This is a genomic window from Burkholderia sola (assembly GCF_905400185.1).
GTDB classification, from domain to species: Bacteria; Pseudomonadota; Gammaproteobacteria; order Burkholderiales; family Burkholderiaceae; genus Burkholderia; species Burkholderia sola.
Genome location: NZ_FR989677.1, coordinates 1,299,349 through 1,325,946, shown reverse-complemented (window position 1 = coordinate 1,325,946; position 26,598 = coordinate 1,299,349). Strand labels below are relative to the sequence as shown.

General features: G+C 64.2%; 21 protein-coding genes. 16 read left to right on the top strand and 5 right to left on the bottom strand.

What is annotated here, in order from left to right:
- The first annotated feature begins 20 nt into the window (after positions 1-20).
- From KR541_RS35830 to KR541_RS35790, 9 genes are all read left to right on the top strand, one after another.
- Entirely contained in the window at positions 21-2,006 is a 1,986-nt protein-coding gene (locus tag KR541_RS35830) for a gamma-glutamyltransferase family protein (RefSeq protein WP_089490169.1), read from the top strand.
- A 373-nt stretch (positions 2,007-2,379) separates the two neighbouring features.
- Entirely contained in the window at positions 2,380-2,922 is a 543-nt protein-coding gene (locus tag KR541_RS35825) for a hypothetical protein (protein WP_124557703.1), read from the top strand.
- Between the two features lie 1,162 nt (positions 2,923-4,084).
- Entirely contained in the window at positions 4,085-5,041 is a 957-nt protein-coding gene (locus KR541_RS35820) for an ornithine cyclodeaminase family protein (RefSeq protein ID WP_252996722.1), read from the top strand.
- 68 nt (positions 5,042-5,109) lie between these two features.
- On the top strand, positions 5,110-6,417 hold the full coding sequence (locus tag KR541_RS35815; protein ID WP_235356334.1) for an alanine racemase: 1,308 nt from the start codon (positions 5,110-5,112) through the stop codon (positions 6,415-6,417).
- A gap of 18 nt (positions 6,418-6,435) precedes the next feature.
- Positions 6,436-7,458, top strand: a complete 1,023-nt coding sequence (locus KR541_RS35810; RefSeq protein WP_050018216.1) for a cysteine synthase family protein — start codon at positions 6,436-6,438, stop codon at positions 7,456-7,458.
- Positions 7,455-8,831 carry an MATE family efflux transporter gene (locus KR541_RS35805; RefSeq protein ID WP_050018217.1) on the top strand — a complete coding sequence of 459 codons (1,377 nt, stop codon included), beginning with the start codon at positions 7,455-7,457 and terminating at the stop codon, positions 8,829-8,831. Before KR541_RS35810 ends, KR541_RS35805 begins: the two co-directional genes overlap by 4 nt.
- A 1,029-nt stretch (positions 8,832-9,860) precedes the next feature.
- Positions 9,861-10,637: a helix-turn-helix transcriptional regulator gene (locus tag KR541_RS35800; RefSeq protein WP_235356336.1), complete on the top strand. Its 777-nt coding sequence runs from the start codon at positions 9,861-9,863 to the stop codon at positions 10,635-10,637.
- 12 nt (positions 10,638-10,649) lie between these two features.
- Positions 10,650-10,898, top strand: coding sequence for a hypothetical protein (locus KR541_RS35795; protein ID WP_050018218.1), 249 nt, complete (start codon positions 10,650-10,652; stop codon positions 10,896-10,898).
- Between the two features lie 81 nt (positions 10,899-10,979).
- On the top strand, positions 10,980-15,005 hold the full coding sequence (locus KR541_RS35790) for a DUF3683 domain-containing protein (protein ID WP_332371627.1): 4,026 nt from the start codon (positions 10,980-10,982) through the stop codon (positions 15,003-15,005).
- Between the two features lie 50 nt (positions 15,006-15,055).
- On the opposite strand, the gene KR541_RS35785 is transcribed toward KR541_RS35790, so the two are convergent.
- Positions 15,056-16,015 (bottom strand): thioesterase II family protein, encoded by a 960-nt coding sequence (locus KR541_RS35785; protein WP_143328928.1) that lies wholly within the window; start codon positions 16,013-16,015, stop codon positions 15,056-15,058.
- A 96-nt stretch (positions 16,016-16,111) separates the two neighbouring features.
- Here KR541_RS35785 and KR541_RS35780 point away from each other — a divergent pair, with 96 nt between their 5' ends.
- The 7 genes from KR541_RS35780 to KR541_RS35750 all read left to right on the top strand — a co-directional run bounded on the left by KR541_RS35780 (position 16,112) and on the right by KR541_RS35750 (position 22,498).
- Complete coding sequence (locus KR541_RS35780) at positions 16,112-16,822, top strand: ABC transporter ATP-binding protein (RefSeq protein WP_050016640.1); 711 nt, start codon at positions 16,112-16,114, stop codon at positions 16,820-16,822.
- Entirely contained in the window at positions 16,819-18,210 is a 1,392-nt protein-coding gene (locus tag KR541_RS35775; RefSeq protein ID WP_216090210.1) for an ABC transporter permease, read from the top strand. Before KR541_RS35780 ends, KR541_RS35775 begins: the two co-directional genes overlap by 4 nt.
- A 61-nt stretch (positions 18,211-18,271) precedes the next feature.
- On the top strand, positions 18,272-18,706 hold the full coding sequence (locus KR541_RS35770) for a FixH family protein (protein ID WP_235356274.1): 435 nt from the start codon (positions 18,272-18,274) through the stop codon (positions 18,704-18,706).
- Between the two features lie 59 nt (positions 18,707-18,765).
- Positions 18,766-19,905, top strand: coding sequence for a DJ-1/PfpI family protein (locus KR541_RS35765; RefSeq protein WP_176017054.1), 1,140 nt, complete (start codon positions 18,766-18,768; stop codon positions 19,903-19,905).
- A gap of 113 nt (positions 19,906-20,018) precedes the next feature.
- Positions 20,019-20,801: an outer membrane lipoprotein-sorting protein gene (locus KR541_RS35760; protein WP_080334354.1), complete on the top strand. Its 783-nt coding sequence runs from the start codon at positions 20,019-20,021 to the stop codon at positions 20,799-20,801.
- Positions 20,798-22,069 carry a hypothetical protein gene (locus tag KR541_RS35755; RefSeq protein WP_252996721.1) on the top strand — a complete coding sequence of 424 codons (1,272 nt, stop codon included), beginning with the start codon at positions 20,798-20,800 and terminating at the stop codon, positions 22,067-22,069. The genes KR541_RS35760 and KR541_RS35755 overlap by 4 nt, the downstream gene beginning before the upstream one ends.
- Before the next feature lie 36 nt (positions 22,070-22,105).
- Complete coding sequence (locus tag KR541_RS35750; RefSeq protein ID WP_050016632.1) at positions 22,106-22,498, top strand: RidA family protein; 393 nt, start codon at positions 22,106-22,108, stop codon at positions 22,496-22,498.
- Between the two features lie 19 nt (positions 22,499-22,517).
- Here KR541_RS35750 and KR541_RS35745 read toward each other — a convergent pair whose 3' ends face one another.
- Genes KR541_RS35745 through KR541_RS35730 form a run of 4 tightly spaced genes read right to left on the bottom strand, consistent with a single transcriptional unit; the run spans position 22,518 to position 26,466 of the window.
- Positions 22,518-23,789 (bottom strand): cytochrome-c peroxidase, encoded by a 1,272-nt coding sequence (locus KR541_RS35745; RefSeq protein ID WP_235356272.1) that lies wholly within the window; start codon positions 23,787-23,789, stop codon positions 22,518-22,520.
- Positions 23,790-23,802: 13 nt separating this feature from the next.
- Positions 23,803-24,765, bottom strand: a complete 963-nt coding sequence (locus KR541_RS35740) for an amidohydrolase family protein (RefSeq protein WP_050016628.1) — start codon at positions 24,763-24,765, stop codon at positions 23,803-23,805.
- The gene (locus tag KR541_RS35735) at positions 24,762-25,427 is read right to left on the bottom strand and encodes a GNAT family N-acetyltransferase (RefSeq protein WP_050016626.1); all 666 of its coding nucleotides are present in this window, start codon (positions 25,425-25,427) and stop codon (positions 24,762-24,764) included. Before KR541_RS35735 ends, KR541_RS35740 begins: the two co-directional genes overlap by 4 nt.
- A 13-nt stretch (positions 25,428-25,440) precedes the next feature.
- Positions 25,441-26,466, bottom strand: coding sequence for a PLP-dependent cysteine synthase family protein (locus KR541_RS35730; protein WP_239469026.1), 1,026 nt, complete (start codon positions 26,464-26,466; stop codon positions 25,441-25,443).
- Between the last annotated feature and the right edge of the window lie 132 nt (positions 26,467-26,598).

Here is a 26,598-nt window from a genome sequence, read left to right as displayed (position 1 = left end):
GACCAGCACATCGGCAGACAATGAACAGAACAGCGATTTTTCCGTATGCGTCCGCGTTGCTCGCGGCTGCGTTGTTGACCGCATGCGGCGGCGACGTCGAGAACGAGGCGGGCCGCACGACCGCACCTTCCACCGATACGAGTTGTCTCGCGGTCGACAACAGCGGCGCGACGGTCGTGGTGGGTTCGAACCAGCCGGGCGACCCGTCGCTGCCGGAAGCGTCGTCGGGCTATCGCATCGGGATGAAGCCCGTCTATGCGAAAACGTACCTGGTGGCCACGTCGAACGCGTACGCGAGCGCGGCCGGGTGCGCGGTGCTGAAGAAGGGCGGCACGGCCGCCGACGCGGCGGTCGCCGTGCAAGCCGTGCTCGGCCTGACGGTGCCGGAGGCCACGGGCCTCGGGTCGGGCGGCGTGCTGCTCTACTACGATGCGCGCGGCAAGACGCTGCAGGCGTACGACGGCCGCGAAACCGCGCCGGCCGCCGCGACGGAGAACTATCTGCGCTATGTCGATGACGCCACCGACCATTCGTTGCCGCTGCCGAACGCGCGTGCGAGCGGCCGCTCGATCGGCACGATCGGCGTGCCGCGGCTCATCGAGGCGCTGCAACAGGATCATGGCCGCTTGCCGTGGCAGAGCCTGTTTGGCGACGCGATCACGCTCGCGACCAACGGTTTCCCGATCGGCGGCCGGCTGGCCGACGCGATCGCGGCGAACGCCGCGAACCTGAAGCGCGACCCCGAAGCCGCCGCGTATTTCCTGAACGCCGACGGTTCGCCGAAGCCGCTCGGCACCGTACTGAAGAATCCGGCCTACGCGCGCACGCTGTCGCTGATGGCGCAGTCGGGCGCGAATGCGCTGTACACGGGGCAGATCGCGCAGGACATCGTCGCGAAGATCGCGGTGACGAAGGGCGCGGACGGCTCGACGCTCACGCCGGGCAAGACGACCGTCGCCGATCTGGCCGCGTATCAGGCGAAGCGCCGCGAACCGGTGTGCACGACTTATCGCAGCTACTGGGTCTGCGGGATGCCGCCGCCGTCGTCGGGCGGCATCGCGGTCGCATCCGCGCTCGGCATTCTCGAGAATTACGACTTGAAATCGTTGAAGCCGACGGCGATCGATCTCGAAGGCGGCAAGCCGACCGTCGCGGGCGTCCACCTCATCACCGAAGCCGAACGGCTCGCGTATGCCGACCGCGACAAGTACGTGGCCGACACCGACTTCGTGCCGCTGCCGGGCGGCACGTGGGACACGCTGCTGAACAAGCCGTACCTGAAATCGCGCGCGGCGCTGATCGACACGACCAAAAGCATGGGCACCGCGCAGCCCGGCAATCTCGGTGCGGTGCCGCTCGGCGTCGACACGACGCTGATCGAGCACGGCACGAACCAGTTCACGATCGTGGACGGCGACGGCAACGTGCTCAGCGCGACGACGACGGTCGAGTCGAGCATGGGCTCGTTCCACATGACCAACGGTTTCCTGCTGAACAACCAGTTGACCGACTTTTCCGCGAACCCGCTCGACGCGTCCGGCAATCCGGTGGCGAACCGCCTGCAGCCGGGCAAGCGGCCGCGCAGCTCGATGGCGCCGACGATCGTGTTCGGGCGGGCCGCCGACGGCTCGCGCGGCGACTTCGTGATGGCGACCGGTTCGCCGGGCGGCGGCACGATTCCGCAATACGTGGTCAAGACGCTGGTCGGCGCGCTCGACTGGGGGCTCGACGCGCAGCAGTCGGCGGGGCTCGTCGACTTCGGCGCGAGCAACAGCCCGACGACCACGATCGGCGGCGAGCATCCGAACGTCAACGCGGCGAACAACGGTGCGAACGATCCACTGATCACGGGGCTGCTCGCGCTGGGGCACAAGGTGTCGACGTCCGCGCAGGCGAGCGGCGTCAATACGGTGATGCGCGTGACGGTCGGCCAGTCGCCGGCGTTGCAGGGCGGCACCGATCCGCGTCGCGAAGGCGTCGTGCTGGGCGATACGTTCCGGCCGTAACCGCGCAGCGTGCGCACGGCCCCGGTTCGCTTGCTGGCGGCCGGGGCCGTGCATCATGACGAGGTCGCATCGACGGCCGCGCAATCCCCAATAATTCGGAATGCAGATGAAGGCGTCTGAATGAAGCACGTCTGCCGGCCCGGGCCGCGGCCGTCCGTCGTCAAATGCAGCGGCCACCCCGCCACAAACCTCCGATTGTCAAACAGTGTGAGTCAATCGTCAGCATTTGCAACGGAAGTAACAGTCCCCGCAATTCAGTCGTTTTGCTCGCCGGCGCCGCTACATTGGCTCCACCTGCCGCATGTCGCGGCAAGGCATGCGACCAGCCGCACGAACGCGGCCCGCAGCAACAACGTCTTTGGGGAGAATGACCATGAACAAGATTCGTACGATTCTGCTGGGTGCCGCTCTGACGGCGATGGCGACGTCGGCTGCATTTGCACAGACGGCCCAGACCGGCGCCCAGGGTTCCGCAGGCGTCGGCGCGCAGGTCCAGACGCCGCTGCTCGGCGGCGGCGTCGGTGTGCAGGCTGGCGCCGGTGCGAATGCGGCAGGCTCGGGTTCGGGCGCGGGCAATGTCGTCGGCGGCGCGCTGAACGGCGTCGGCCAGACGGTCGGCGGCGTGGGCTCGGCAGCCGGGACGGCGGTGGGCGGCGCGACGCAGGCGGTCGGTTCGGCGGCCGGCGCGACGAAGGATGCGGCGGCATCGGCCGTGCACACGACGAAGTCGCACGTGAAGCACGTCGCCGCCTCGGCGAAGAGCCATGCCCAAGGCGCGGTGTCGACCGCAGGCGACGTCGCGGGCGGCGCGAAGGCGAAGGCCGGCGAAGCGCTCGAAGGCGCGACGAATTCGGTGCAGGGCGGCGCGTCGGTCGGCGTGAAGGGCTCGGCGTCGGCGCAAGGCGGCGCGCTGTAACAAGCAGCACGCATCCCGTCACGGCCCGGCCCGGCCCGCTTCGTTGCGGGCCGGGTTTTTCTATTGAGGAACGCGATACGTCGCGCACGGAGCCTCATGTCGAAACGCGGGGAAACGATGCATCGATATTGATTTGGATTGCGAAGAATAATAAGCGGCTGGTCGACTGAACTGGCACGCAATGCGGCCCGCAGGCGGTTCCCCAAACCGCCTACCGCGGAAAGCCCGGCACCGTAACGACATATCTCCCCCGAACGTTTCGGCAGCCCCCGATGCAGGGCATTTTTTCTCCCTCAACAAACCGATTTTGCTTTTCTATACCGCCATCGAGCGGCTAGCGGCCTCAATTTCACTTTCATGATTCAATGACGGCCGCCGTAAATGCATTCGCAATAATGAAATAAAGTATTTGCAAGGAAAGTGGAAGCTAGTTTATAAATACGAGCGATTTGTATTTTCTCTACCGGTCGCAACCATCGACGGTGACGGAACGCCCAGATGGTCGTGACACGGTTCGCTGCGCCTCATCATGTGCGCGCGTTGTCGCGACATGAATGCGCCTGCCAGGCAGCTATGCCGACGTGAGGGAATCCCGTCGAAATTGCTGAACTCGTCAGCCCGCGCCTGGTGAATATCAGGCGGCACACGGCATTTTCGTTATCGAAATGCTGATTATCTGATCGGCGTCAATCGCGAGCCATATTGTGGTTATCGATGATATTAATGTGGCTTTTTTAATCAATTTGATTCGGATTGCATAATGATGGAATTGTATGTAATGAAAAACGAAATGATTGCCGATCCAATATTTTGCTCCGTGATCTGCATTTCGGAAGGAAAGATTCCATGATCAATACGCTGCAGGCATGAAGCACCCGCAGTAATTGAACGTGCCGCCAGCCTCCCGGCGCATCCGCCCTCATGTCGAGCGCGCGATTCGCAGTGGCAACGCAGCCGAACAAGCATGTGCGATCTGGCGCGTCGGTGCCGGTCGCGGCACGTCAATCTTCAAGTCAACCTGCACGACGTGCGCGGCAGGCCCGTTCGATACGTGAAATCCGGTGAGACACAAGTGAATACGATGATATCCACGATGGCTGATGGCGCTGAACCCGACGCGGACGTTCGACCGCGGCTCGCAACGCAACCCTCGAGACTCCTTGTGCTTGGCAAGCGCACGATCGACGAGCTCGACTACGACCCGTCGATGGTGCTCGATGCCGTCGAACGGGCATACCTTGGCCTCGGTACCGGCGAATCCGACAATCCGCGCAAGCTGATGAGCCAGCCCGCGGACAAGCATTCCGTCGCGTACTCGATGCTGGGTCGAGACGGTGGACGCAGAACGGTCGGTTTCAAGACGTCGTATAAGTTCGATCCGGAACACAACCGCGAACTGCAGAAGTACTACACGACGTTGTTGCTGTTCGACGACGAAACCGGCATGCCTGTCGCATTGATGGACGGCAGCCTTGTCGGATCGCTGCGCACGCCGGCGGTGTCCGCCCTGATCGCGCGTGCGGCCGCGCCGCGGGCTCGAACGGCGCTCGTCGTCGGCACGGGGACGCAGGGGCGGATGGCGGCGCCGTTCCTGCTGACCGCATTGCCGGACATCGAGCGCGTGATCGTACACGGCCACTATGAGTCGGGAATCGATGCTGTCCGCAAGACGTTGAAGCGCTTTCATCCGGGCCGTGACATCGAAGTATCGAAGGATCTCGCCGCCTCCGCGAACGCAGCGGACATCGTGCTCGGGGTGGCCGGCGCCGGCGTATCGGAGAGCGTGCGGCACGCGGCGTTGAAGCCGGGTGCGCTCGCGCTTCTGGTCGGATACGGCATTCACGCCGACGCGCTGCATGGCGCCGATTACCGCATCGCGACGAGCGAGGCCCAAATGCAGGTGACCGGTGCCGATCTCGCGGACGAAGCCGGAAAACTGCCTGCCGTCGATGCGGAGTTTCCGGACATACTGCTTGGCCGCAAGCCTGCGCGGCGCAACGATGCCGATATCGTTTACGCGTTCAACAGCGGCATGATCGTGACCGACATCGCGCTGGGGCGCGTGCTGGCCGACGCCGCGCTGACGAAAGGGCTCGGCCGGGAAGTCGAGCTATGGTGACGGATATTCCGCGACTGCCGGCGTTGTGGGATCCGCTACTGCGGGATTTCGTGGACGAGCATCAGGCGATGATCCACGATCTTGTCCATGGCTTCGACGCGCCCGTTCATTTCCTGTTTCCCGAACGTTTCGCGCACAATGTCGCCGAATTTCGGCGCGTACTGGACGATCGCCAGGTGTCCGGGCGCATTTACTACGCGAAGAAGGCGAACAAGGCGCGATGCTTTGCGCATGCGGCGGCAGCATCCGGGATCGGCGTCGACGTCGCAAGCACGGGCGAGTTCTCGGAAGCGTTGGCTGCGGGGGTGTGCGGAGCCGATATCGGTGTATCCGGCCCGTCGAAGTCGCGTGCGCTGCTGCGGCTCGCGGTTTTGCACGATGCGTTGATCGCCATCGACAGCGACGAAGAACTGAATCGGCTGATCGCGATCTCGGAACAGGCGAAGCGGGTTGCACGCATTCTGTTGCGGATGGCGCCGGCGGCACGCAACGATAGCCGATTCGGTTTGAGTGCCGACGCACTTCGCGTTGCGCTATCGACCTGTGCCGCGACGCGGGCGTCGCTCGTCCTTGAAGGGTTCTCGTTCCATCTGTCCGGTTACAGCGCGACGGAGCGCTGCAATCAGGCCGCGATCGCGATGCGTGCGTGCTTGGCTGCGCGCGAACTCGGTCTTGCGCCGCACACGATCAACATCGGTGGCGGCTTCGCGATGTCGTACGCGAGCGAGCGCGACTGGCACGCATTCCAGCGTGCGCACCGGGCGGACGATTACCACGCCAACAAGGTATTCGACGGATTCTATCCATATCACTCGGCCTGCAGCGGCGCGCAGATGCTCGATGCGATCCTGGCTGGTACGCCTGGTGGGGAATCCGCATCGCTCGCCGAACTGCTTCGCGAGCACGGCCTGACGATCATGCTGGAGCCGGGGCGGGCGCTGCTGGATCAGGCAGGGTTCACGGCGTTTGCCGTGCAAGGCGTGAAGGACTGCGGCGACTATGGCATCGCGACCGTCAACGGCACGAGCTTCAGCGTGTCGGAGCAATGGTTTGCCAGCGAATTCCTGCCCGATCCGGAACTGCTAAGCGTCGTGCGCGAGCCTTCGCGATCGCCGCGCACGGGCATGCCTTATCGCGCCTGTGTCGGCGGGGCGAGCTGCCTCGATTCGGACATGCTGACCTGGCGCAAGATCGCATTCGGGCAGCGCCCGGAACCCGGCGATCTGCTGATCTACCCGAACACGGCCGGCTATCAGATGGATTCGAACGAATCTTCATTTCACGAGCTGCCGCTTCCCCCCAAGCTTGTCTTGACACTTGACGGCGCGCGGCCACGCTGGCGCGTCGATCGCCTCTTCCAGCTTCCGGGAGCCTGACCAATGAATGTGCGTTTTATGGGTGAGCAAGCCACGATCACCGTCCCTGCGATCGTGTCGAAGGTATCGGATCTTGTCGGCCGCACGCCGTTGTTCGAATTGATTCGCGGCGCCAACGGCGCGCGCATCCTGCTTAAACTCGAATCGACGAATCCGACCGGCAGCGCCAAGATCCGGATGGCGAGGCAGATGCTCGACGAAGCGGAACAGGACGGCAGTCTGCGGCCGGCCGGACACGTGATCGAATCGACGTCCGGCAATACGGGCATGGGGCTGGCGCTGTTGTCGGCCGAGCGCGGCTATCGGTTTACCGCGATCGTGGACAGTCACGCGTCGAAAGACAAGCTGCGCGCGATGCAAGCATTCGGCGCAAAGCTCGTTTGCGTGAGCGACGGCGACACGATCGCGACGGCGGACCGCGACGCGCTTGCCAAGCGCATGGCAGCCGACGATCCGGACAGCATCTGGACGGAGCAGCACAACAATCCCGCGAACGGTAACGGTTACCGCGGGCTGGCACATGAACTGCGCGACGTCCTCGGCGACCGAATCGACTTTCTGGTCGGGTCGGTTGGCACCGGAGGCTCGCTGTTCGGCACTGCACGAGAACTGCTCGCGACGGGCCCGGCGCCGCGCGTCATTGGTGTCGAGCCCGTCGGGTCGATCGTGTTCGGCGGCGAAGGCGGATCGTATTATCAGTCCGGCACCGGGACGCCGCCCGGCGCCGAGATCGGCGCGTTGGTCGACTATGCGTTGCTCGACGAAGGCCACAAAGTGACGGACGCGGCCGCCTTCAATACGGCACGCTATATCGCACGCAAGAAGTCGCTGCTCGTCGGCGGCTCGGCCGGCAGCGTCATCTGGCACGCGTTGAAGATGTTCGATTCGCTGCCGGCGGGTGCTACGCTCGTGGCCCTGGTCTGTGACGGCGGCGAAAAATACCTCGACACGGTGTTCGACGACGACTGGATGCGAGCGCGAAATCTGCTCGACGAGTCGATTGATCAGGAACTCGAATCGATATTTTCCGGCGCCGCATGAAAGTTCATCGACAAGTCTGGCTCGATGCCGCGCAAATCGGCGTGCTGGCCGCTCCTCTGATCCTTACGCAGCTCGCCCAGGTGGCGCTGACGACCACCGACATCGTCATGATGGGGATGCTTGGCCCGCGCGAGATCGCCGCTGGGGGGCTCGCGCTGACGATCTTCAACCAGTTCCGGACGATGGGAACCGGACTGGTGACGGGAACCGGCAACCTCGTCGCGTTCGCGAACGGTCAACACGCGCATGCCGACATCATGCGGCTGGTGCGCTCCGGCTTTGCGCTGTCGACGCTCGCGGCACTGGCGTTTGCATTGATGATGCTGTGTATCGAAATGCCGCTTGTCTGGCTCGGGCAGGATCCGGACGTTGCGCGGCAAGCCTCGTTCTATCTTGCGGCGGCCGCACCCGGCATATTGCCGTGTCTGTGGTTTCAGGTGCTTCGACAATATACCGTCGGACTGCGCAAGCCCGGGCCGCTATTGGCGATCACGATCGTATCGATCGTCGTCAATGCGGCGCTCGACTACGCGTTGATGTTCGGCCGGTTCGGCTTTCCGAAGCTCGGCCTGATCGGTATTGCGTGCGCAACCAGCAGCGTGTACCTGCTTTCCTTCATCGCGTTTCTGACGATCGCCAGGCGCCGGCCGGAACTGTCCGAACACTTGTCGCTTGCCGTCTGGCGCGCCGATGCCGATACGTTGGCGCGGACGTGGCGGATGGGTTTGCCGATTGCGGCAACCTATGGATCGGAAGCTGCGTTCTTCACCGTCCTCACGCTCGTGATCGGGACGCTCGGCGCCGATGCGCTGGCTGCCCAGACGATCGTGAATCAGGTGATCTACATCGTGTTCATGATTTCGGTCGGTTTGTCTCACGCTTCGTCGATCAGCATCAGCCATGCGTGTGCGCGGCACGACTATCGCGGTGCGCGTCGACTCGGCTATACGGGGCTCGCGCTGGGCGTCGTGACCATGTTGATCGTTGCGCTGCCGTATCTCGTTGCGCCCACCCGCGTGCTCGCGCCATTTCTCGATAACGGCGTGGCCGCGAGTGCCGAAGTCCTGCGCCTCGCCGGTGGGCTGCTGACGATCGCGGCGCTGCTGCAGATCTTCGATTGCAGCCAGAACATCGGCGTCGGCATTTTGCGGGGCCTCGGTGACGTAACGAGTTCGTTTCGGATATCGATCGTCGGATACTGGTTGATTGGTCTGCCGATCGCCTGGGCGGCCGGTGTGATGCTGGGATACGGCATCTACGGCATCTGGAGCGGACTCGCCATCGGGCTTGCGGCCACGGCATCGATGCTGCTGCACAAGTTCGAGGGCCGCCTTCGCGCGATGACGAAGCGGACGCAAGACGGACGTTCGTGAACGCGACGAAGCTTCCAATGCGCACACCGGTGCACATCGGGCACCGGAATTTCCTGAAATACCGGCCGGCATTGCATCGAACGCGCCACGTCCGCTCGTCTCGCCAGCGGCGGAATGCCGGCCGAATCCCCGACTGCCCGCAGGTGTTGTCGTTGATGGACGTCGACGTATCTTTGTCCGCAACCGTACCCGGTGCGCGGCATGGTCGTCGTAACCGGCCTCATACGGCGTATTCCGCTTTGGGGACGCACAAGCGGTGACGGTCACTGCTCATGATTGCGCTAATCGTATGCCGACGAGATGCGTCGGTGGAAAGTTTGCGTAGTCTGCCAATTTTTCTAATTCGGCCGATCGATGGCCGCAAGAGCGCGACAAATATAACGGCATTTGAAAGACATGATTTGATCGGCCGGATTTCTTGAATTATCGAAACGGTAATTGATTGCGGTGGATTCGGGGGATGTAAATAATGCCTCGCATTATACGAGGGGGTGAAATTGATGTCGGCTGATTTGTAAAGTTTTCTGGCGTCCTCGGGTCGGAATTGTGACAAAATGCCGCACTTCGCCGGATTGTTGAAATATTATGCGATATAAAATCGTTTTTATGCAATCAAACCGCCATTTTTTCGCGTAATACAAAAGAAAGGTTCATTACATATTTTTTCGGAAAGTAATGTTTCTGTCTTCTGTCCTCCGATATACTTGCGCAGCTTCAAGTTTAGAGCGCGGAATCTAGACAGGTGGCCCGTACAGTGAACTGTTTCAGCCATTGGCAAAGTAAATAATTCAGATGTTAATGGTCTTGCGTAATTGGTTTGTATTCCTCGTGAGTACTGGTTATCAAAACATGGTTCGCGAACGATGGCGGCCTAGACGTTGCCATCGGATACTGTCGCAGTGCTGGCGCGTAGAAAGCAAGCGGCGTTGGATTGCCCGTCCGGTACGGCCTTGAAGCCTTGGCAGATATTCGGCTGCCGGAGCATGTCAACGAATACGAATCTTGTCTTTTCAATAAGGGCCCAGAAAATTGGAGACCTTTTCTCGCATCATTGGCGAGATTCTTCGTCCCAACGGTTTGACCGAGGGGATCGATCAACTCGCGGAAAAAATCGGACGCGTGATTCCGTTCGACAAGTGTTTGATTTTGCACGGCGGAAGCGGCGATACGGCTTCTCACGGGCTGATATATCGCTATGGGGCCGCGAGCGACGCCGGAACCCGGCGAGGCGTGACTTTGTTTGGTCCCGGGATCGATATCGATCGATATCTGAGTTGCTTCGCGTTGTCCGATCGTCAGGATCATACGTTTCGCTGGCGCGATCTCGACGGGGAAGCGCCGCAACGCGATGCGCAGGTCAACGATGTCGCGTCATACATGCGCGGGCGGGGTGTGGTCGCTTGCATCGGCGCTCCACCCGGTGATTCGACGGCCATTCGGACCGTTTTGCAGCTGAAGTGCGAAGACACGACGTTGCATTCGGCGTTGCTCGTCAGTCTCATCGCCATGCATTTGCACGCAGCGTTGACCCAGAAGATTGCGAGGCAGAACCGGGAAGGCGCGCAACCGTGTGCAGCGGGTCTCGAGCCGGATGCTTGCGAAAGCGCGAACAGGATTCAGTTCACGAGAAAGGAATCCGATGTAATCAAATGGGTCGTCGAAGGCAAGACTGCGTGGGAAATCGGCCGGATCCTTTCGATGTCTGAAAGAACGGTCAAGTTTCATCTGACGAACGTCTATGAGAAGCTGCGTGTGTCGAATAGAGCGCAAGCGGTGGCGAAGGTTAGCCGTCTGGGATTGATCTAGGAGAGTTCGGGAATGTCTTTCAAGGAAAAGGTCAAGGCATTTGTCGCGCGTCACGGGTTGACGTACAAAGCCTATATTTTGTCGATTCTCTTTCTGCCGCCGGCAGCACTTTATATCGCATGGAAGCGACCGGGCTTGCCGATCCCGGGCCGTGTCTTGCTGTGCGTGACCGGCGTGCTTGCGCCTCCGTTGGTCGGTATCGCCACGGCGATGATGCTGAAAGGCGCATTCGATTTGATCCGGACCGTCATTTCCGTTTAGTTTCCCTGCTGATTGCCGAATACGATTCCGCTTTTCCGAGCGTGGTTCTCGATCGCTTCATCATTCATTTCATAGACGCCAATGAATGCCCGACTGCCAACCGTACAATTGCTGGAGCGTATTCGGGCAATAGCAGGATTGCATGAACCGTCGCGCAATATTCCGTATAACTACACGTCGTTTTCCGATCGCGAGATCGTGATCCGCCTGCTCGGCGAGGACGCGTGGGCGGTGCTCGACGAACTGCGCGCCGAGCGCCGCACGGGCCGCTCGGCACGGATGCTCTGCGAAGTGCTCGGCGACCTCTGGATCGTGCGCCGCAACCCGTACCTGCAGGACGACCTGCTCGATAACCGAAGGCGTCGCCGGTTCCTGATCGCCACGATGCATGATCGGCTGTCCGAAATTGCAAGGCGCCGTCGGGTGAGTGTGAGCGGATGGTACGACGACGCCGGCCGCGAACGCGCGTCGCGCGTCGAGATGCTCGAAACCGCCGCGCAGCGCGCGGTCGACGAATTCGCCGACGAATTCGACAAGATGGCCGAGTTGCGCCGCCGCGCGACCAAGGCGCTCGGCCGCTGCACGCAGAAGGACAACATCCGCTTCGACGGGCTGTCGCGCGTGTCGCACGTGACGGACGCGACCGACTGGCGCGTCGAATACCCGTTCGTCGTGCTGACGCCGGACACCGAAGCGGAGATCGCCGCGCTGATCAAGGCGTGCTTCGAGCTCGGCCTGACCGTGATCCCGCGCGGCGGCGGCACCGGCTACACGGGCGGCGCGGTGCCGCTCACGCCGTTCTCCGCGGTGATCAACACCGAGAAGCTCGAACAGCTCGGCGCGGTCGAACTGACCGAGCTGCCGGGCGTCGCGCACAAGGTGCCGACGATCTTCTCCGGCGCGGGCGTCGTCACGCGCCGCGTGACCGAGGCGGCCGAAGCGGCCGGCTACGTGTTCGCGGTCGATCCGACCTCGCTCGACGCGTCGTGCATCGGCGGCAACGTCGCGATGAACGCGGGCGGCAAGAAGGCCGTGCTGTGGGGCACCGCGCTGGACAACCTCGCGTGGTGGCGAATGGTCGACCCGGACGGCAACTGGCTCGAAGTCACGCGCCACGAGCACAACCAGGGCAAGATCCACGACATCGCGGTCGCGCGCTTCGAGCTGAAGTGGTTCGACGGCGCATACGCGCCCGGCGAGAAGCTGCTCAAGACCGAGATGCTCGAGATCGAGGGTCGCCGGTTCCGCAAGGAAGGGCTCGGCAAGGACGTGACCGACAAGTTCCTCGCCGGCCTGCCGGGCGTGCAGAAGGAAGGCTGCGACGGGCTCATCACGTCCGCGCGCTGGGTGCTGCACAAGATGCCCGCGCATACGCGCACCGTCTGCCTCGAATTCTTCGGCCAGGCGCGCGAGGCGATCCCGAGCATCGTCGAGATCAAGGACTACCTGTTCGAGACGTCGAAGCAGGGCGGCGCGATCCTCGCGGGCCTCGAGCACCTCGACGAGCGCTACCTGCGCGCGGTCGGCTACGCGACCAAGAGCAAGCGCAACGCGTTCCCGAAGATGGTGCTGATCGGCGACATCGTCGGCGACGACGCCGATGCGGTCGCGCAGGCGACGTCCGAAGTGATCCGGATGGCGAACGGCAAGAGCGGCGAAGGCTTCGTCGCGGTCAGCGCGGAGGCGCGCAAGCGCTTCTGGCTCGACCGCAGCCGCACGGCCGCGATCGCGAAGCACACGAACGCGTTCAAGATCAACGAGGACGTCGTGATCCCGCTGAACCGGATGGGCGAGTACACCGACGGCATCGAGCGGATCAACATCGAGCTGTCGCTGAAGAACAAGCTGCAGCTGGTCGACGCGCTCGAGGCGTTCTTCAAGGGCGGCAACCTGCCGCTCGGCAAGACCGACGACGCGAACGAGATCCCGAGCGCCGAGCTGCTGGAAGACCGCGTGCAGCAGGCGCTGGAGCTGCTCAAGCGCGTGCGCGCGCGCTGGGAATTCGTGCGCGACCGGCTCGACCAGCCGCTGCGCGAGGCGCAGCACTACCTGGTGCAGCTCGGCTACGAGGCGCTCGCCGAGAAGTTCGCCGATCGCGCGGACGCGCAACCGGGCGCGACCGTGTTCCACGTCACGCAGGACCGCACGGTCCGCATCTCGTGGAAGCAGGAGATCCGCGCGGAGCTGCGCGCGATCTTCAACGGCGGCGCGTTCAAGCCGATCCTCGACGAAGCGCAGGCGATCCACAAGCGCGTGCTGCGCGGCCGTGTGTTCGTCGCGCTGCACATGCATGCGGGCGACGGCAACGTCCACACCAACATCCCGGTCAACTCCGACAACTACGAGATGCTGCAGGACGCGCACGCGTCGGTGGCCCGCATCATGACGCTGGCGCGTTCGCTCGACGGCGTGATCTCCGGCGAACACGGGATCGGCATCACGAAGCTCGAGTTCCTGACCGACGACGAGATCGCCGAATTCCGCGCGTACAAGCAGCGCGTCGACCCGAACGGCCGTTTCAACAAGGGCAAGCTGCTCGACGGCGCCGATCTGCGCAACGCGTACACGCCCAGCTTCGGGCTGATGGGCTACGAGTCGCTGATCATGCAGCAGTCCGACATCGGCGCGATCGCCGATTCGGTGAAGGACTGCCTGCGCTGCGGCAAGTGCAAGCCGGTGTGCGCGACCCACGTGCCGCGCGCGAACCTGCTGTACAGCCCGCGCAACAAGATCCTCGCGACGTCGCTGCTGGTCGAGGCGTTCCTGTACGAGGAGCAGACGCGCCGCGGCGTGTCGATCAAGCACTGGGACGAGTTCAACGACGTGGCCGACCACTGCACGGTGTGCCACAAGTGCGCGACGCCGTGCCCGGTGAAGATCGACTTCGGCGACGTGACGATGAACATGCGCAACCTGTTGCGCAAGATGGGCAAGAAGAAGTTCAACGCGGGCAACGCGGCGGGGATGTTCTTCCTGAACGCGACCAATCCGCAGACGATCAACCTCGCGCGCGGCGTGATGATGGGGGTGGGCTACAAGGTGCAGCGCTTCGCGAACGACATGCTGAAGAAGGTCGTGACGAAGCAGACGCAGCACCCGCCGGCGACGACGGGCAAGCCGCCGGCGGTCGAGCAGGTGATCCACTTCGTGAACAAGAAGATGCCGGGCAACCTGCCGAAGAAGACGGCGCGGGCGCTGCTGGACATCGAGGACAACAAGATCGTGCCGATCATCCGCAACCCGAAGTCGACGACCGTCGATTCGGAAGCGGTGTTCTACTTCCCGGGCTGCGGCTCCGAACGGCTGTTCTCGCAGGTGGGGCTGGCCACGCAGGCGATGCTGTGGGAAGCGGGCGTGCAGACGGTGCTGCCGCCGGGCTACCTGTGCTGCGGCTATCCGCAGCGCGGCTCGGGGCAGTACGACAAGGCCGAGAAGATCGTCACGGACAACCGCGTGCTGTTCCACCGGGTCGCGAACACGCTGAACTATCTGGACATCAAGACGGTGGTGGTGTCGTGCGGCACGTGCTACGACCAGCTGGCGGGGTATGAATTCGACAAGATCTTCCCGGGGTGCCGGATCATCGACATCCACGAGTTCCTGCTCGAGAAGGGGATGAAGCTCGACGGGGTGACGGGCACGCGCTACATGTATCACGACCCGTGCCATACGCCGATCAAGACGATCGACCCGGTGAAGCTCGTCAACGAGCTGATGGGCGCGGAGAAGGACGGCTACAGGATCGAGAAGAACGATCGCTGCTGCGGGGAGTCGGGCACGCTGGCGGTCACGCGGCCGGACGTGTCGACGCAGGTGCGCTTCCGCAAGGAAGAGGAGATCCGCAAGGGCGCGGCGAAGCTGCGTGCGATTCCGGTGGTGGCGGGCGATGCGCCGGCGCCGGCCGCCGCGGGCGCGAACGGCCCGGACGTGAAGATCCTGACGAGCTGCCCGTCGTGCCTGCAGGGGCTGTCGCGCTACAACGAGGACGCGAACCTGGAGGCCGACTACATCGTGGTGGAAATCGCGCGTCAGGTGCTCGGCGAGAACTGGATGGCCGATTATGTCGCACGGGCGAACCATGGCGGGATCGAGCGCGTGATGCTGTGACGCAATGACCTCGCAAACAAGGCGGGCGCAACCGGTTCCCTGTATCGAGACTATGCGTGCGCGGCCAGCGTCGCGACAACGTGATCCTGGAGCTCGCGCTCCCGGGCATGGATGAAGAAATGATCGCCGTCGAACCGATGAAGCGAGAACGGCCCGCCGCTGTAGCGGCGCCATTCGCGCAGCGCGTCGATGTCGACATGCGGATCGTGCAGGCCGCCAAATACGGTCAGCCCGCAGCGCAACGCGAAAGGCGTATCGGTGCGATAGCCTTCGGCGAGCGCCAGATCGGCTCGCAGCGCACGCAGGAAATGCCGAAGCCAGTCCGGCTCCGACAGCAACGCATCCGGTGTGCCGCCCATCGTCTTCAGCCAGTCGATGAGGTCCGGTTCCGGCAACCGATGAATCGCTAACGGACGAGGGACGACATGCGGCGCACGGTGCGCCGCGCAGAATGCGTGAATGGGCCCGCGAAGCCGTCGTCGGTCGAGTTCCCTCAGCCATTCGATACCGACGACACTGCCGAAACTGTATCCGAAGGTGCCGAACGGTTTGTCGAGGAGCCCGTGCGCGGCGGTGGCCAATGCATCCGTCATCGCATCCAGCGACGTGGGCGGCGCTTCCGAGAAGCGCGTCTGGCGCCCAGGCAGTTCGACCGCCACGACTTCGATCCAGTCGGGCAGTTCGAGCGCCCAGCGCCGATAGAGCAGCGAGCCGGCACCGGCGTACGGGAAGCAGAACAGCCGGTGCGTGGCCGCGGGTTGGGGGCGATGCAGGATGAACCAGGGCGTGATCTTGACTGGCATGCCGATTGAGAGCGGAAGTCGTGACGCGTCGCAGCCGCGATCCGATCCGGGGCGGCGCGCCGATGACGGTGCAGCGTAATCGCAAGGGCCGGCGACGGGTGCCGTCCGACGGTACAGGTTGACGATCCCTCCCGGCCGTGATTGTTCGCGAATGCGGGGCGCGACATGCGATCCCGGCATCGGGTTCGCGCCCGGATGCTGCCCCAACGAACAGGTTTTTCCCTACACGCAAGTTGGTATTCTGCGCTGCGCGATCGTCCTGCACCGTGCTGTCGCGGCCCGCCAACTTCGTACATCGAGACCATGAACGCCGTAATACTCGAAGCCGTTGAAAAGTCGTATCTGATGGGTTCCGTCAACGTGACCGCGCTGCGCGACGTCACGCTCGACATTCGCGACGGAAAACTGACCGTCATCGCCGGTGCTTCCGGTAGCGGGAAGTCGACGTTGCTGAATCTCGTCGGATGCGTGGACCGGCCCGACCGCGGCCGCATCGTCGTGGCGGGCGAAGACGTCGGTCGTTTGTCGGACGACGCACTGTCCGATTTTCGTGCGCGACGGCTCGGTTTCGTCTTCCAGAACTTCAATCTGCTGCCGGTGCTCACGGCGCACGAAAACGTCGAATATCCGCTGCTTCTCGCGGGCACGCGATTGACGGAGTCCGAACGTGCACTGAAGGTGCGGGACATGCTCGATGCGGTCGGCCTCGCGGACAAGGCGCATCACCGTCCGGGACAGATGTCCGGCGGTCAGCGGCAACGCGTCGCGATCGCACGCGCACTCGTTGCGTCGCCGAACCTCGTGCTGGCGGACGAGCCGACCGCCAATCTGGACAGCAAGACCGGTCAGCAAATCATCGCGCTGATGCGGCGGTTGCAACGGGAGCGGCGCGTGTCGTTCGTGATTTCGTCGCACGATCCGCAGGTCATCGCGGCAGGCGACGACGTCGTTCACATTGCCGACGGGATCGTGTCCGACGTGACACGCACCGACGACCAGGAGGCGTTCGCATGAAGACTTTTTCGCTCGCGCTCCGCAATCTGCTGCGCAACCGTCGCCGCTCGATCACGACCCTGCTCGCGATGATCGTCGGCGCGCACGCGGTGCTGCTGTTCGGCGGCTATACGCGCAACATCACGTACGGTCTGCAAACCGATTACGTGAAGTACGGCGGCCACCTGCAGATCGAACGCAAGGGGTTCTACGAGTTCGGTAGCGGCAATCCTTCCGCGTACGGGATCGACAACTACGAGGCGATCATCGATGCGGTGAAGGCCGATCCGGAACTGGCGACGATGGTGCTCGTCGCGACGCCCACGCTGCAGTTGCAGGGTATCGCGGGCAACTTCGACGCGGGGTTGTCGCGTACCGCGCTCGCGCTCGGCGTGCGCGTCGACGACCAGAACCGGATGCGAGCGTGGAACGACTATCAGTTCCCCGTGACGATCCCGCCGATGGCGCTGACCGGCACGACCGGCGACGCAGCCGTGATCGGGACGGGCCTCGCGCGCGTGCTCGAACTGTGCGGGCCGCTCAAGGTACCCGACTGCCACCCGCCCGGGAAGCCCGCGGATACCACGCCGGCTTCGCCGCTTCCGGGCGACATCGCGGCCCTTGCCGAGGGGACGCGTGCGGCGCCGGTTGCCGCGGCGGACGGTCGGCGGATCGAACTGCTTGCGGCGACCGCGCGCGGTGCGCCGAACGTGGCGGAACTGCAGGTCGTGAAGGCGGAGCGACAGGGCATCAAGGAATACGACGACATGTACGTCGGCCTGCATCTCGCGCAAGCGCAACGACTCGTCTACGGCACCGAGCGGCCGATGGCGACGGCGATCGTCGTCCAGTTGCGCCACACGTCGGATTTGCCGGCCGCGAAGGCGCGGATCGAGACGCTGCTGAAAACGAAATTCGCGGGTACGGACACGGAAGTCGTCGACTACACGGTGCTGAACCCGTTCTATGGTCAAGCGCTTGCGATGTTCGCGACGCTGTTCGGTTTCGTCGCGCTCCTGATCGCCGCGATCGTGCTGTTCACCGTCGGCAACACGATGAGCACCGCGGTGTTCGAACGCACGGTCGAAATCGGCACGCTGCGCGCGATGGGATTGCGCCGTGCGGGCGTACGTCGCCTGTTCCTGTGCGAAGGGTTGCTGCTCGGCGTGATCGGCGCGGTGCCGGGCGTCGCCAGCGCGGCGTTGCTCGCCGGCGTCATCAACGTCAGCGGTCTGACGTGGACGCCGCCGGGCCGCTCGCCGGTGCCGCTGATCATTCGTGTGTGGGGCGAGAACGACCTGATCGTCGGGACCGCGATCGGCCTGCTCGTGGTGGCGATGCTTTCCGCGTTGCTGCCCGCGCGCCGCGCGTCGCGAATGGAGATCGTCGATGCGCTCCGCTATGCGTGATCGAACGATCGGATCGGCCATCGATGAAATGTCGATGAAATCGATTCGTCGGCGGATTGTCATGTTAGCCTTCGCCGGGAGTGGCATCGCGATGCTCGGCGCATGTGGCGCACCGGCCGAGCAGCCGGCGCCCGCGGGTCTGAATTTGTCGCTGACGCAAGCGACGGCGTCGGGCGCGTACGTCGTGACACTCGAACCGCCGACGACACCGCCGCCGCTGAACCGGATCCATGCATGGACCGTGATCGTGAAGCGAGCATCGGGCGAGCCCGTGCGCGGTGCGCGCATCGATGTCGGTGGCGGGATGCCTCAGCACGGGCACGGTCTGCCGACGCGCCCTCGCGTGATCGACGGCGACGCGAACGGGACGTATCGACTGCAAGGGATGAAGTTCAGCATGCCCGGCTGGTGGACGATCACGCTGAAGGTCCGGGACGCGCAGCGCGACGACGACGTGACGTTCAACGTCGTGTTGCCGCCGGCGGCGGCGTCATGACGGTCGACACGGGCGCCATGCCTGATTACTGGATGAGTTCCATACACGGAGAGGCTTCAATGCGAAAAGTCATGCTGTACTGGATGATGGTGCTGCTCGTGCCGTTTGCATCGGGTATCGCGAACATGGCCCATGCGGGGCCGGCGAGCGAAGCGTCGGCGCCGGCCGCCGCGTCCGCGGCGGCACGCGCGGACCGGCTGCCCGCGTATCAGCCGCGCTTCGGGCGCACGCGCCCGATCGTCGCCGTCGTCGGCGAAAACTACTATACCGAGCTGACCGATTACGTCGTTCCCTATGGGATCGTGGCCGAATCGGGCGCGGCGGATCTCGTCGCGCTTGCGACGAAGCCGGGCCCCATCCGCATGTTCCCGGCACCGATGAACGTGATTCCGGACGAAACCACTGCCCAGTTCGATCAGCGCGTGCCCGAAGGGGCCGACTATGTGATCGTGCCGGCCGTGCATCGCGACAGCGATCCGGCGCTGCTGGCGTGGGTGGCCGAGCAGGCGAAGAAGGGCGCGACGATCATCGGCGTGTGCGACGGCGTCTGGGTGGTCGCCCGTGCGGGGCTGCTGGAAGGCCGCCGTGCAACCGGGCACTGGTATTCGATGAACGATCTCCGCAAGAAGTTTGCCGATACGCGCTGGGTCGAAGGCAAGCGTTACGTTGCCGATGGCAAGGTCGTCACGACGACCGGCGTCACCGCGACGATTCCGGTATCGCTTGCGCTCGTCGAGGCGCTCGCGGGGCGCGAACGTGCGCTGCAGGTCGCCGAGCGGCTCGGACGCCCTGCATGGTCGTCCGAGATCGCGAGCGACCGCTTCAACCTCGGCTTGCCGGCGATGGCGACGATCGCAACCAACTACGTGTCGTTCTGGTCGCATGAGGATTTCGGTATTCCGATCGCGCCGGGCGTCGACGAAATCGCGCTCGTGCTCGAGGCCGACGCGTATTCCACGACGTTCCGCTCGACGGCCTACACGGTGGCCGCGAACCGCGAACCCGTGCGCACCCGGCGCGGGTTGACGATCGTTCCCGACCGCGTGGCCGGCGTCGACGCGCCGACGCGGATGTTGTCCGCGCCGATCACGCGCTATCCGTTGCATGCGCTCGATGCATCGCTGAATGCGATCTCGTCCGAATTCGGCAAGCGCACGGCCGCATGGGTCGCACTGCAGATGCAGTATCCGGGCTACTGAGCGGCACACCGCAGCGTTACCCCGTTCCTCCCCAAGCCTGTCGGTTTTCCACCCGTTTTTCGGGTGGGAGCCGAACTCGTCCCTGTCATTCCGTAATTGCTCCGGAGATTCCGATGCAGACGCATTCGATGGCGCGCCTGTCCGCCGCCGCGATCCTCGCACTCGCCTGCTGTACCGCACACGCCGCGCCCGATCCGCAACGCATCCTCGCCGCGAGCGATGCCGTTCGCAACCCGAGCGAACCGTTCACGCTGAACGTCACGCTGACCCAGTACACCGACGGCAAGCAAACGGATTCGAACGCACTGACCGCCTATTCGCGGATCAACCCGACGAGCGGTCAGTTTCGCAGCCTGATTCGATTCGCCGCGCCGGCGCGCGATGCGAACAAGCTGATGCTCAAGAGCGGCAACGATCTGTGGTTTTTCGATCCGGCAAGCAAGGCGACGATCCGCATTTCGCCGCAGCAACGGCTGCTCGGGCAGGCGTCGAACGGCGACGTGGTCACCGTCAATTTCGCACAGGGATATCGTGCCCAGGTCGAGGCGGAGGAGGACGTGCAGGACGGCGAGCGCCAGATGCGCCGTGCGTACCGGCTGAAGCTGGTCCAGAGCGTATCCGACATGACGTATCACTCGATTGAAATGTGGATCGATACGACGGACTCGCGCCCCGTGAAGGCACGGTTCTTCAGCGAAAGCGGCAAGCTTCTCAAGACCGCGTTCTATCGGCGCTTTCAGCAGCAGCTCGGTGCGTTGCGGCCCACCGAGATCGTGATCATCGACGGGCTCAATCCGAATCTCGTGACCGTGATGCGATATGCGGACTACGTGGCGAAGGAGATTCCGGATGCCTGGTTCCAGTCCGATTTCATGGCGCGTTTCCAGCCTGAATGATGACGCGCATCGGCATCGCCTGTATCGCGTTGGCCGGCATGGCGGGCGTATGCCATGCCAACGACGCGGAAGAGGCCGGGCTGGCGCTGGCCGACGCGACGCCGGTGCAGAAGGTCGACGACGGCAAGTACCAGTTCAGTCTTGAACCGGGCCTGCGCTTCGCCACCTTGCGCCCGGGCGGCACGCGGACGGCCACGCGGCTGTCGCTCGACCTGACGGCGCGTCACGCATTCTCGAACGGCTGGGGCATCAGTCTTGCAGACCGACTCGACCTGAACGGTCCGTGGCGCTTCGATGGCGACTCGGGCGCGATCAACACGCTGAAGGAACTGTATGTGGACGGCCGCGTAGGCAGCGGCAGCACGCTGCTGCAGGCCGGTCGCGTCAATGTGCGGCTCGGCGTTGCGACCGGCTACAACCCCACCGACTTTTTCCGCGACAACGCGGTTCGTTCCGTGACCTCGGTGGATCCCGCGAGCCTGCGCGAGAACCGGCTCGGTACGGTGATGCTGCGCGGCCAGCAATTGTGGGCAGACGGTTCCGTCAGTGCGCTCGTCGCGCCGCGGATAGCGGATCGCGCCACCGACGCATCGTTCTCGCCGGACTTCGGCGCAACGAATCAGCGCACGCGCTGGATGCTTCAGTTCACCCAGCGCATCATCTCGGATCTGTCGCCGCAGATCGTGATCTACGATGACGGAAAGCCCGGCAGTTCGCCGCAATTCGGTGTCAACCTGGTTCATCTCGTCAACAATGCGTGTGTCGGCTACGTCGAGTGGTCGGGCGGGCGAGGGCCGTCGACGCTGGCGCGTGCGCTTGGGCAGCCGTACGGCGATGTCGCGTTCCGCTGGAAACTCGCAACCGGTGCGACTTGCACGACGTCGCGCAATCTTTCCGTCACGCTGGAATACGACCGGGACGGCGCCGCGCTCGACCGTGCGGGTTGGCAGGCGCTGCGCAATGGCCCGCCGGCCGGCTACGCCGCGTATCGAACGCTGGCGGCCGCCCAGCAGGACCCGACGACCCGCGACGGGCTCTTCGCGATGATCAGGTGGCAGGACGCGTGGATCCAGCGTCTGGATCTCTCCGGTTTCGTCAGGTTGAACCTCGCCGATCGCAGCCGGCTCACATGGCTCGAGGCGCGTTATCGCTTCGCCAGAACCGATGTCGCGCTGCAATGGCAGATCAATGCGGGCGCGTCGTCGACCGAATATGGCGCGCTGCCTCAGTCGAATCTCTTCCAGTTGCTCGTCAAGCACTATTTGTGACGCGGCAGCGCCACCTGCTTCAAGGAGAAGCACTGCATGAAACACTATGTGACCTCGGGCCATGAACTGCCGCAGTGGCCGTCGCCGATCAGCCATGCGGTGGTCGCGAACGACACCTGTTATCTCAGCGGCCAGCTTTCGCTGGATGCCGACGGCCGCTATGTGCCCGGTACGCCGGCCGAAGAAGCGCGGCGCGCGTTCGCGAACCTGTTCCGTGCGATCGAGGCGGCGGGATTCAGCCCGCGGGATCTCGTGTTCGTCGACATCGCGTTCTCCGACCTCGGTGCGCTCGCGGACGTGAACGGGGTTTATGCCGACCTGTTTCCCGCGGATCGCCGGCCGGCGCGAACCGTCTATCAGGCCGCTGCGTTGCCGTTTGGCGGCCAGGTCAAGGTGATGGGCGTCGCCGTTCGCGACGCGTCGCGCTGACGCACGACGGCGCGGACGATCAGCGCTCGACGATGGGGCCGGAAAACGCGCCGAGCAGCGCGACGAGCTGCCGTTGCTCGTCATCCGACAACGCGATCCTTTTCAGTTCGCTATGCCCGATCGCGGCCGCGGGCGCGTCCGCGTAGTGGCGCATCACCGCGTCCAGCGACGCGAACTGACCCGCGTGCATGTACGGCGGCCGCAGCGCGACGTTGCGCAGGCTCGGCGTCTTGAACGCGCCGAGCATGTGCGGATCGTCGGTCGAGATGAACTGCAACTCGTCGCACTGCTCGGGCTTCGCGTCGCTGAACGGCCCCATGCAGTTGAATTCGTCGTGCAACACCTTGGCGACCGCCGCCGCGCGACCGGGATCGGCAGCCGTTCCGCTACGTGGCGGTACGCCGATGTTGTGGAACTGCCGGTCGCTCAGCATGGGCCCGGTGTGGCAGGTCATGCATTGGCCTTTGTTCACGAACAGGCGCAGGCCTGCTTTCTCGGTCGGCGTCAGCGCGGCCAGCTTGGCCGGGTCGCCGGTCCGGACGCCGTCGACATAGGTATCGAAGCGTGAAGGCCCGTATTGAAGCGTCGCTTCGTACGCCGCGATCGCCTTGCCGAGATTCGCGAACACGCGCGACACGTCGGTGCGGGTGCGTTCGTCGAGTCGCTGCCACACCGCTTTCTCCGCGTCCGTGCCGAGCGGGCCGCCGTCACGGGGCAGCGCGCTCAGGTCGGGCAGCGGTCCGAACAGCGGCTCGTAAGCGTCGCGGTAGTGCTCGGCAAGCACATGGGCGGCGCGCAGCCGGGTGCCGCCGTGTTCGTTGTGATCCTCGATCGGCCCGATCGCCTGCGACCACATACTATCCTTGCGGCCATCCCAGAACAGCCACGGCGCATCGGTCATGCCGACGACGGGCATCGTGCGACGCACGCCGATGCCCAGGCCGATTGCCAGCGGTCGGCCGTCTTCGAACTGGCGATCGGTGGTGTGGCAGCTTGCGCAGGCGATCGCGCCGTTTCGGCTGAACCGCGGATCGGAGAACAAACGCTTGCCAAGCTGCGCCGCCGGTGCGGACGTGGCCACGCGATTCGACGGGTCGACTTTGACGACGACGTTCGCGGGCAGGCGCATCGATTCGAGCTGCGCCCGTTCGTCGGCGCGCCAGTGGTCCGGCGCGTCGGCGGTTTCCGCCATCGCGTCGGCGCGATGCCCCGGCCATGCGGTCCAGACGAGCAGCGCGCCGATCATCGACGCAGCGGCGAGCCCATAGTGCGTGCGGGACGGCCGTCGCATGCGACGGCCGGAATCACGCGACCGCATCGATCGTGCGCGATGCCGGCAGCAGCGCACGCGTATTGCCCGACATCAACCACTTGCGTTGCACCGGCGCGACCGCCGCGAGCGGGCCATCGGCGGCGAGGAACTGCTCCATGACCTTGCGGTGGCCGCCCGAGTTGCGAAAGACCGGCCAGTCGGTGCCGAACAGAATCTTGTGATTGATGTTCATGCGGAACAGCTCCGCGAGCGCGACCGACCACCCCTGCGGATGCTGCGAGCCGAGAAATGCGCTGACGTCGAGATACACGTTGGGTCGATACGCGCACTGTCGCGCGCAAGCGTCGACGTGATGGACGGCGCCGTGCGCGAGGATGAAGTTCACGTCGGGAAAATCGAACGCCGCGCGATCGAGCAGATCCGGGTGCGAGTACGCAAACTCGAGCGCCGGGCTGGTCGGCCCCACGTGCAGAAGCACCGGCAACCGGTGGGCGCGACAGATTTCGTACAGCGGGTACAGGCGCTTGTCGCTGGGGCTGTAGCCGCACGGCGGATAGAGTTTCAATCCGGAGAAGCCGTACTCGACCACGCCTTTCTCGAACAACGCGACACCGTCCGCGCCCCAACGCGGATCCATGCCGCCGAAAACGTGAAAGCGCTCGCCGTGACGCTGCAGAATTGCATGATGCTCGGCATACATCTCGGCGATCGTGAGGTCGCTTTTCATCACGTACGTGAAATCGGGCAGCAACACCACGGCCTGCTCGATCCCGGCCGACGTCATGTCGGCCACCAGTGCATCGCCGAAGTGGTCCTGGCTTTGCGCGAGATAGGTATCGAGCAGTTCCGATCGCGATTTCCGTACGCCATTGGCGACGAGCCGGACATGAACGTTGGCGCAGAATCCCTCGAGGAACGCAGTGGGGATGAAGCGCGTCGACGCGATGTGGCAGTGCGAGTCGATGATCGGCCCGTCGTAGATGGCGTGGCTCATGCCGTTGCTTTGACGGGGGCGGTGCGGTCGGCGTCGCGACCGGTGAGCATGCCGAGCGCGCGTTCCTTGAGGTCGGCCACGCGCTGCATCATGAAGTGGCCGGCATGCATCTTCCCGTTCGCGCGGGCGTAGTCCGGCAACGTGCCCCACGTCTGAAAACCGTAGTGTTCCCATACGCGGTGAGCGGGCGTGCCGTCTCGCACGTCGAGCGTCAGCAGTTCGACATTGTCCCGATCGCATTGCAGCGCGATCTCGACGAACGCGGCAGGCAGCACGCCACCGCCGCGACAGGCGTCGTGGATCATGCCTTTCGCGAGATCGGTGATATGGCGATTGTTGGGGTTCAGGTTGCGGCGCAACGTGCACAGGCCGATCAGCTGCCCGGTGTTCGCGAAGATCGTCAGCAGGCGCACCTTTTCCGCGGCGAGATTCGAGCGCAGTTCGTCGAGATAGCGGCTCGCTTCCGCGTCCGTGATCGTTTCGGCGAAGCCGATGATCGGCGCGCTTTCGCTCGTGCGCCGCATCAGTTCGACGATCTGCGCGCCCAACGTATCGTCGACGGCGTTCGTCCAGCGATAGGTGACGTGCGTGACGTTGGCCTTCGGCAACGCGATCGGATACTGCGCGCCGTCGGCAAGCAAGGTACGGATGGAGTCGTTCATGGGTGTCCCTGGATCACGTGGTTTCGAGGGCCACGGCGCTTTCGGCGCGTGGCGGGGGCGCGTCGGTGCACAGGTCGTCGAGCACGGCCTGGAGGCCATGATCGACCAGCCACTGATCGTCGTAGATCGTGTCGAGATACTTGGTGCCGCTATCGGGGAAGACGAGCACGATGTTGGCCGGACCTTGCAAGGTGGCGACGTAGCGACGCGCGGCCTGCGCGATGGCGCCGGACGAACCGCCGAGCAGCAACCCTTCGTCGAGCGCGAGGCGACGACAGCCGACGAACGCATCGCGATCGACGATGCGCATCGTTTCGTCGACGAGATGAATCAGGATGTTGCCGGGCTGAAAACTGAGCCCCGCGCCGTTCTGCAGATGCGGCCGGTAGGTGCCGCCGAACACGACCGAGCCGTCGGGCTCGACACCGATCACGCGGGTGGCCGGGTCGCGCTCCTTCACATAGCGTGCGATGCCGCTCAGATGGCTGCCGGTGCTCGCGGACACGATCACGGCGTCGAGCCGGTCGGCGAGCTGGGAGACGATTTCGGGCCCGGTGGAGTAATAGTGGGCGTCGATCGCGGCCGGATTGTTGTACTGATCGAGGTTCACGCAATTCGGCACGCTCGCGGCAATCGCCTTCGCGACCGCAATGCGCTTGCGCTGATAGCTGCCCGTCTCGTCGGGGTGTTCGACCATCTCGACCTCTCCGCCGAATGCGCGCACGAGATTCGCATTCGTCTTCGGCGTCTTCGGATCGAGCACGCAAATGAAGCGATAGCCGCGCGTGGCGCACAGCATCGCAAGTGCGTGCCCCATGTTGCCCGACGTCGATTCGACGATCGACCAGCCCGGCTTGAGGCCATGGTCGCGCTCGGCCTGGCGGAGCAACTGCAGCGCGCTCCGGTCCTTCACGCTGTTGCCGGGGTTGTAGCACTCGAGCTTTCCATACACGCGGATTCGCCTGTGTTCATTCGACAGGCTTTTCAGATACAGCAGCGGCGTATCGCCGATCAGTTCGACTAGGCTGTTTGCGTACATTCGACATCTCCGACCAGCGGGTTGGCGTTGGCTTGTGCGTCGTTTGCGAGTTGTACGACGCGATCGGCCGCGTGTGATCCGGCTTGCTTCACAGTGCGACTTTAGTGATCGATGCCCGGGGCCTGTAACTGT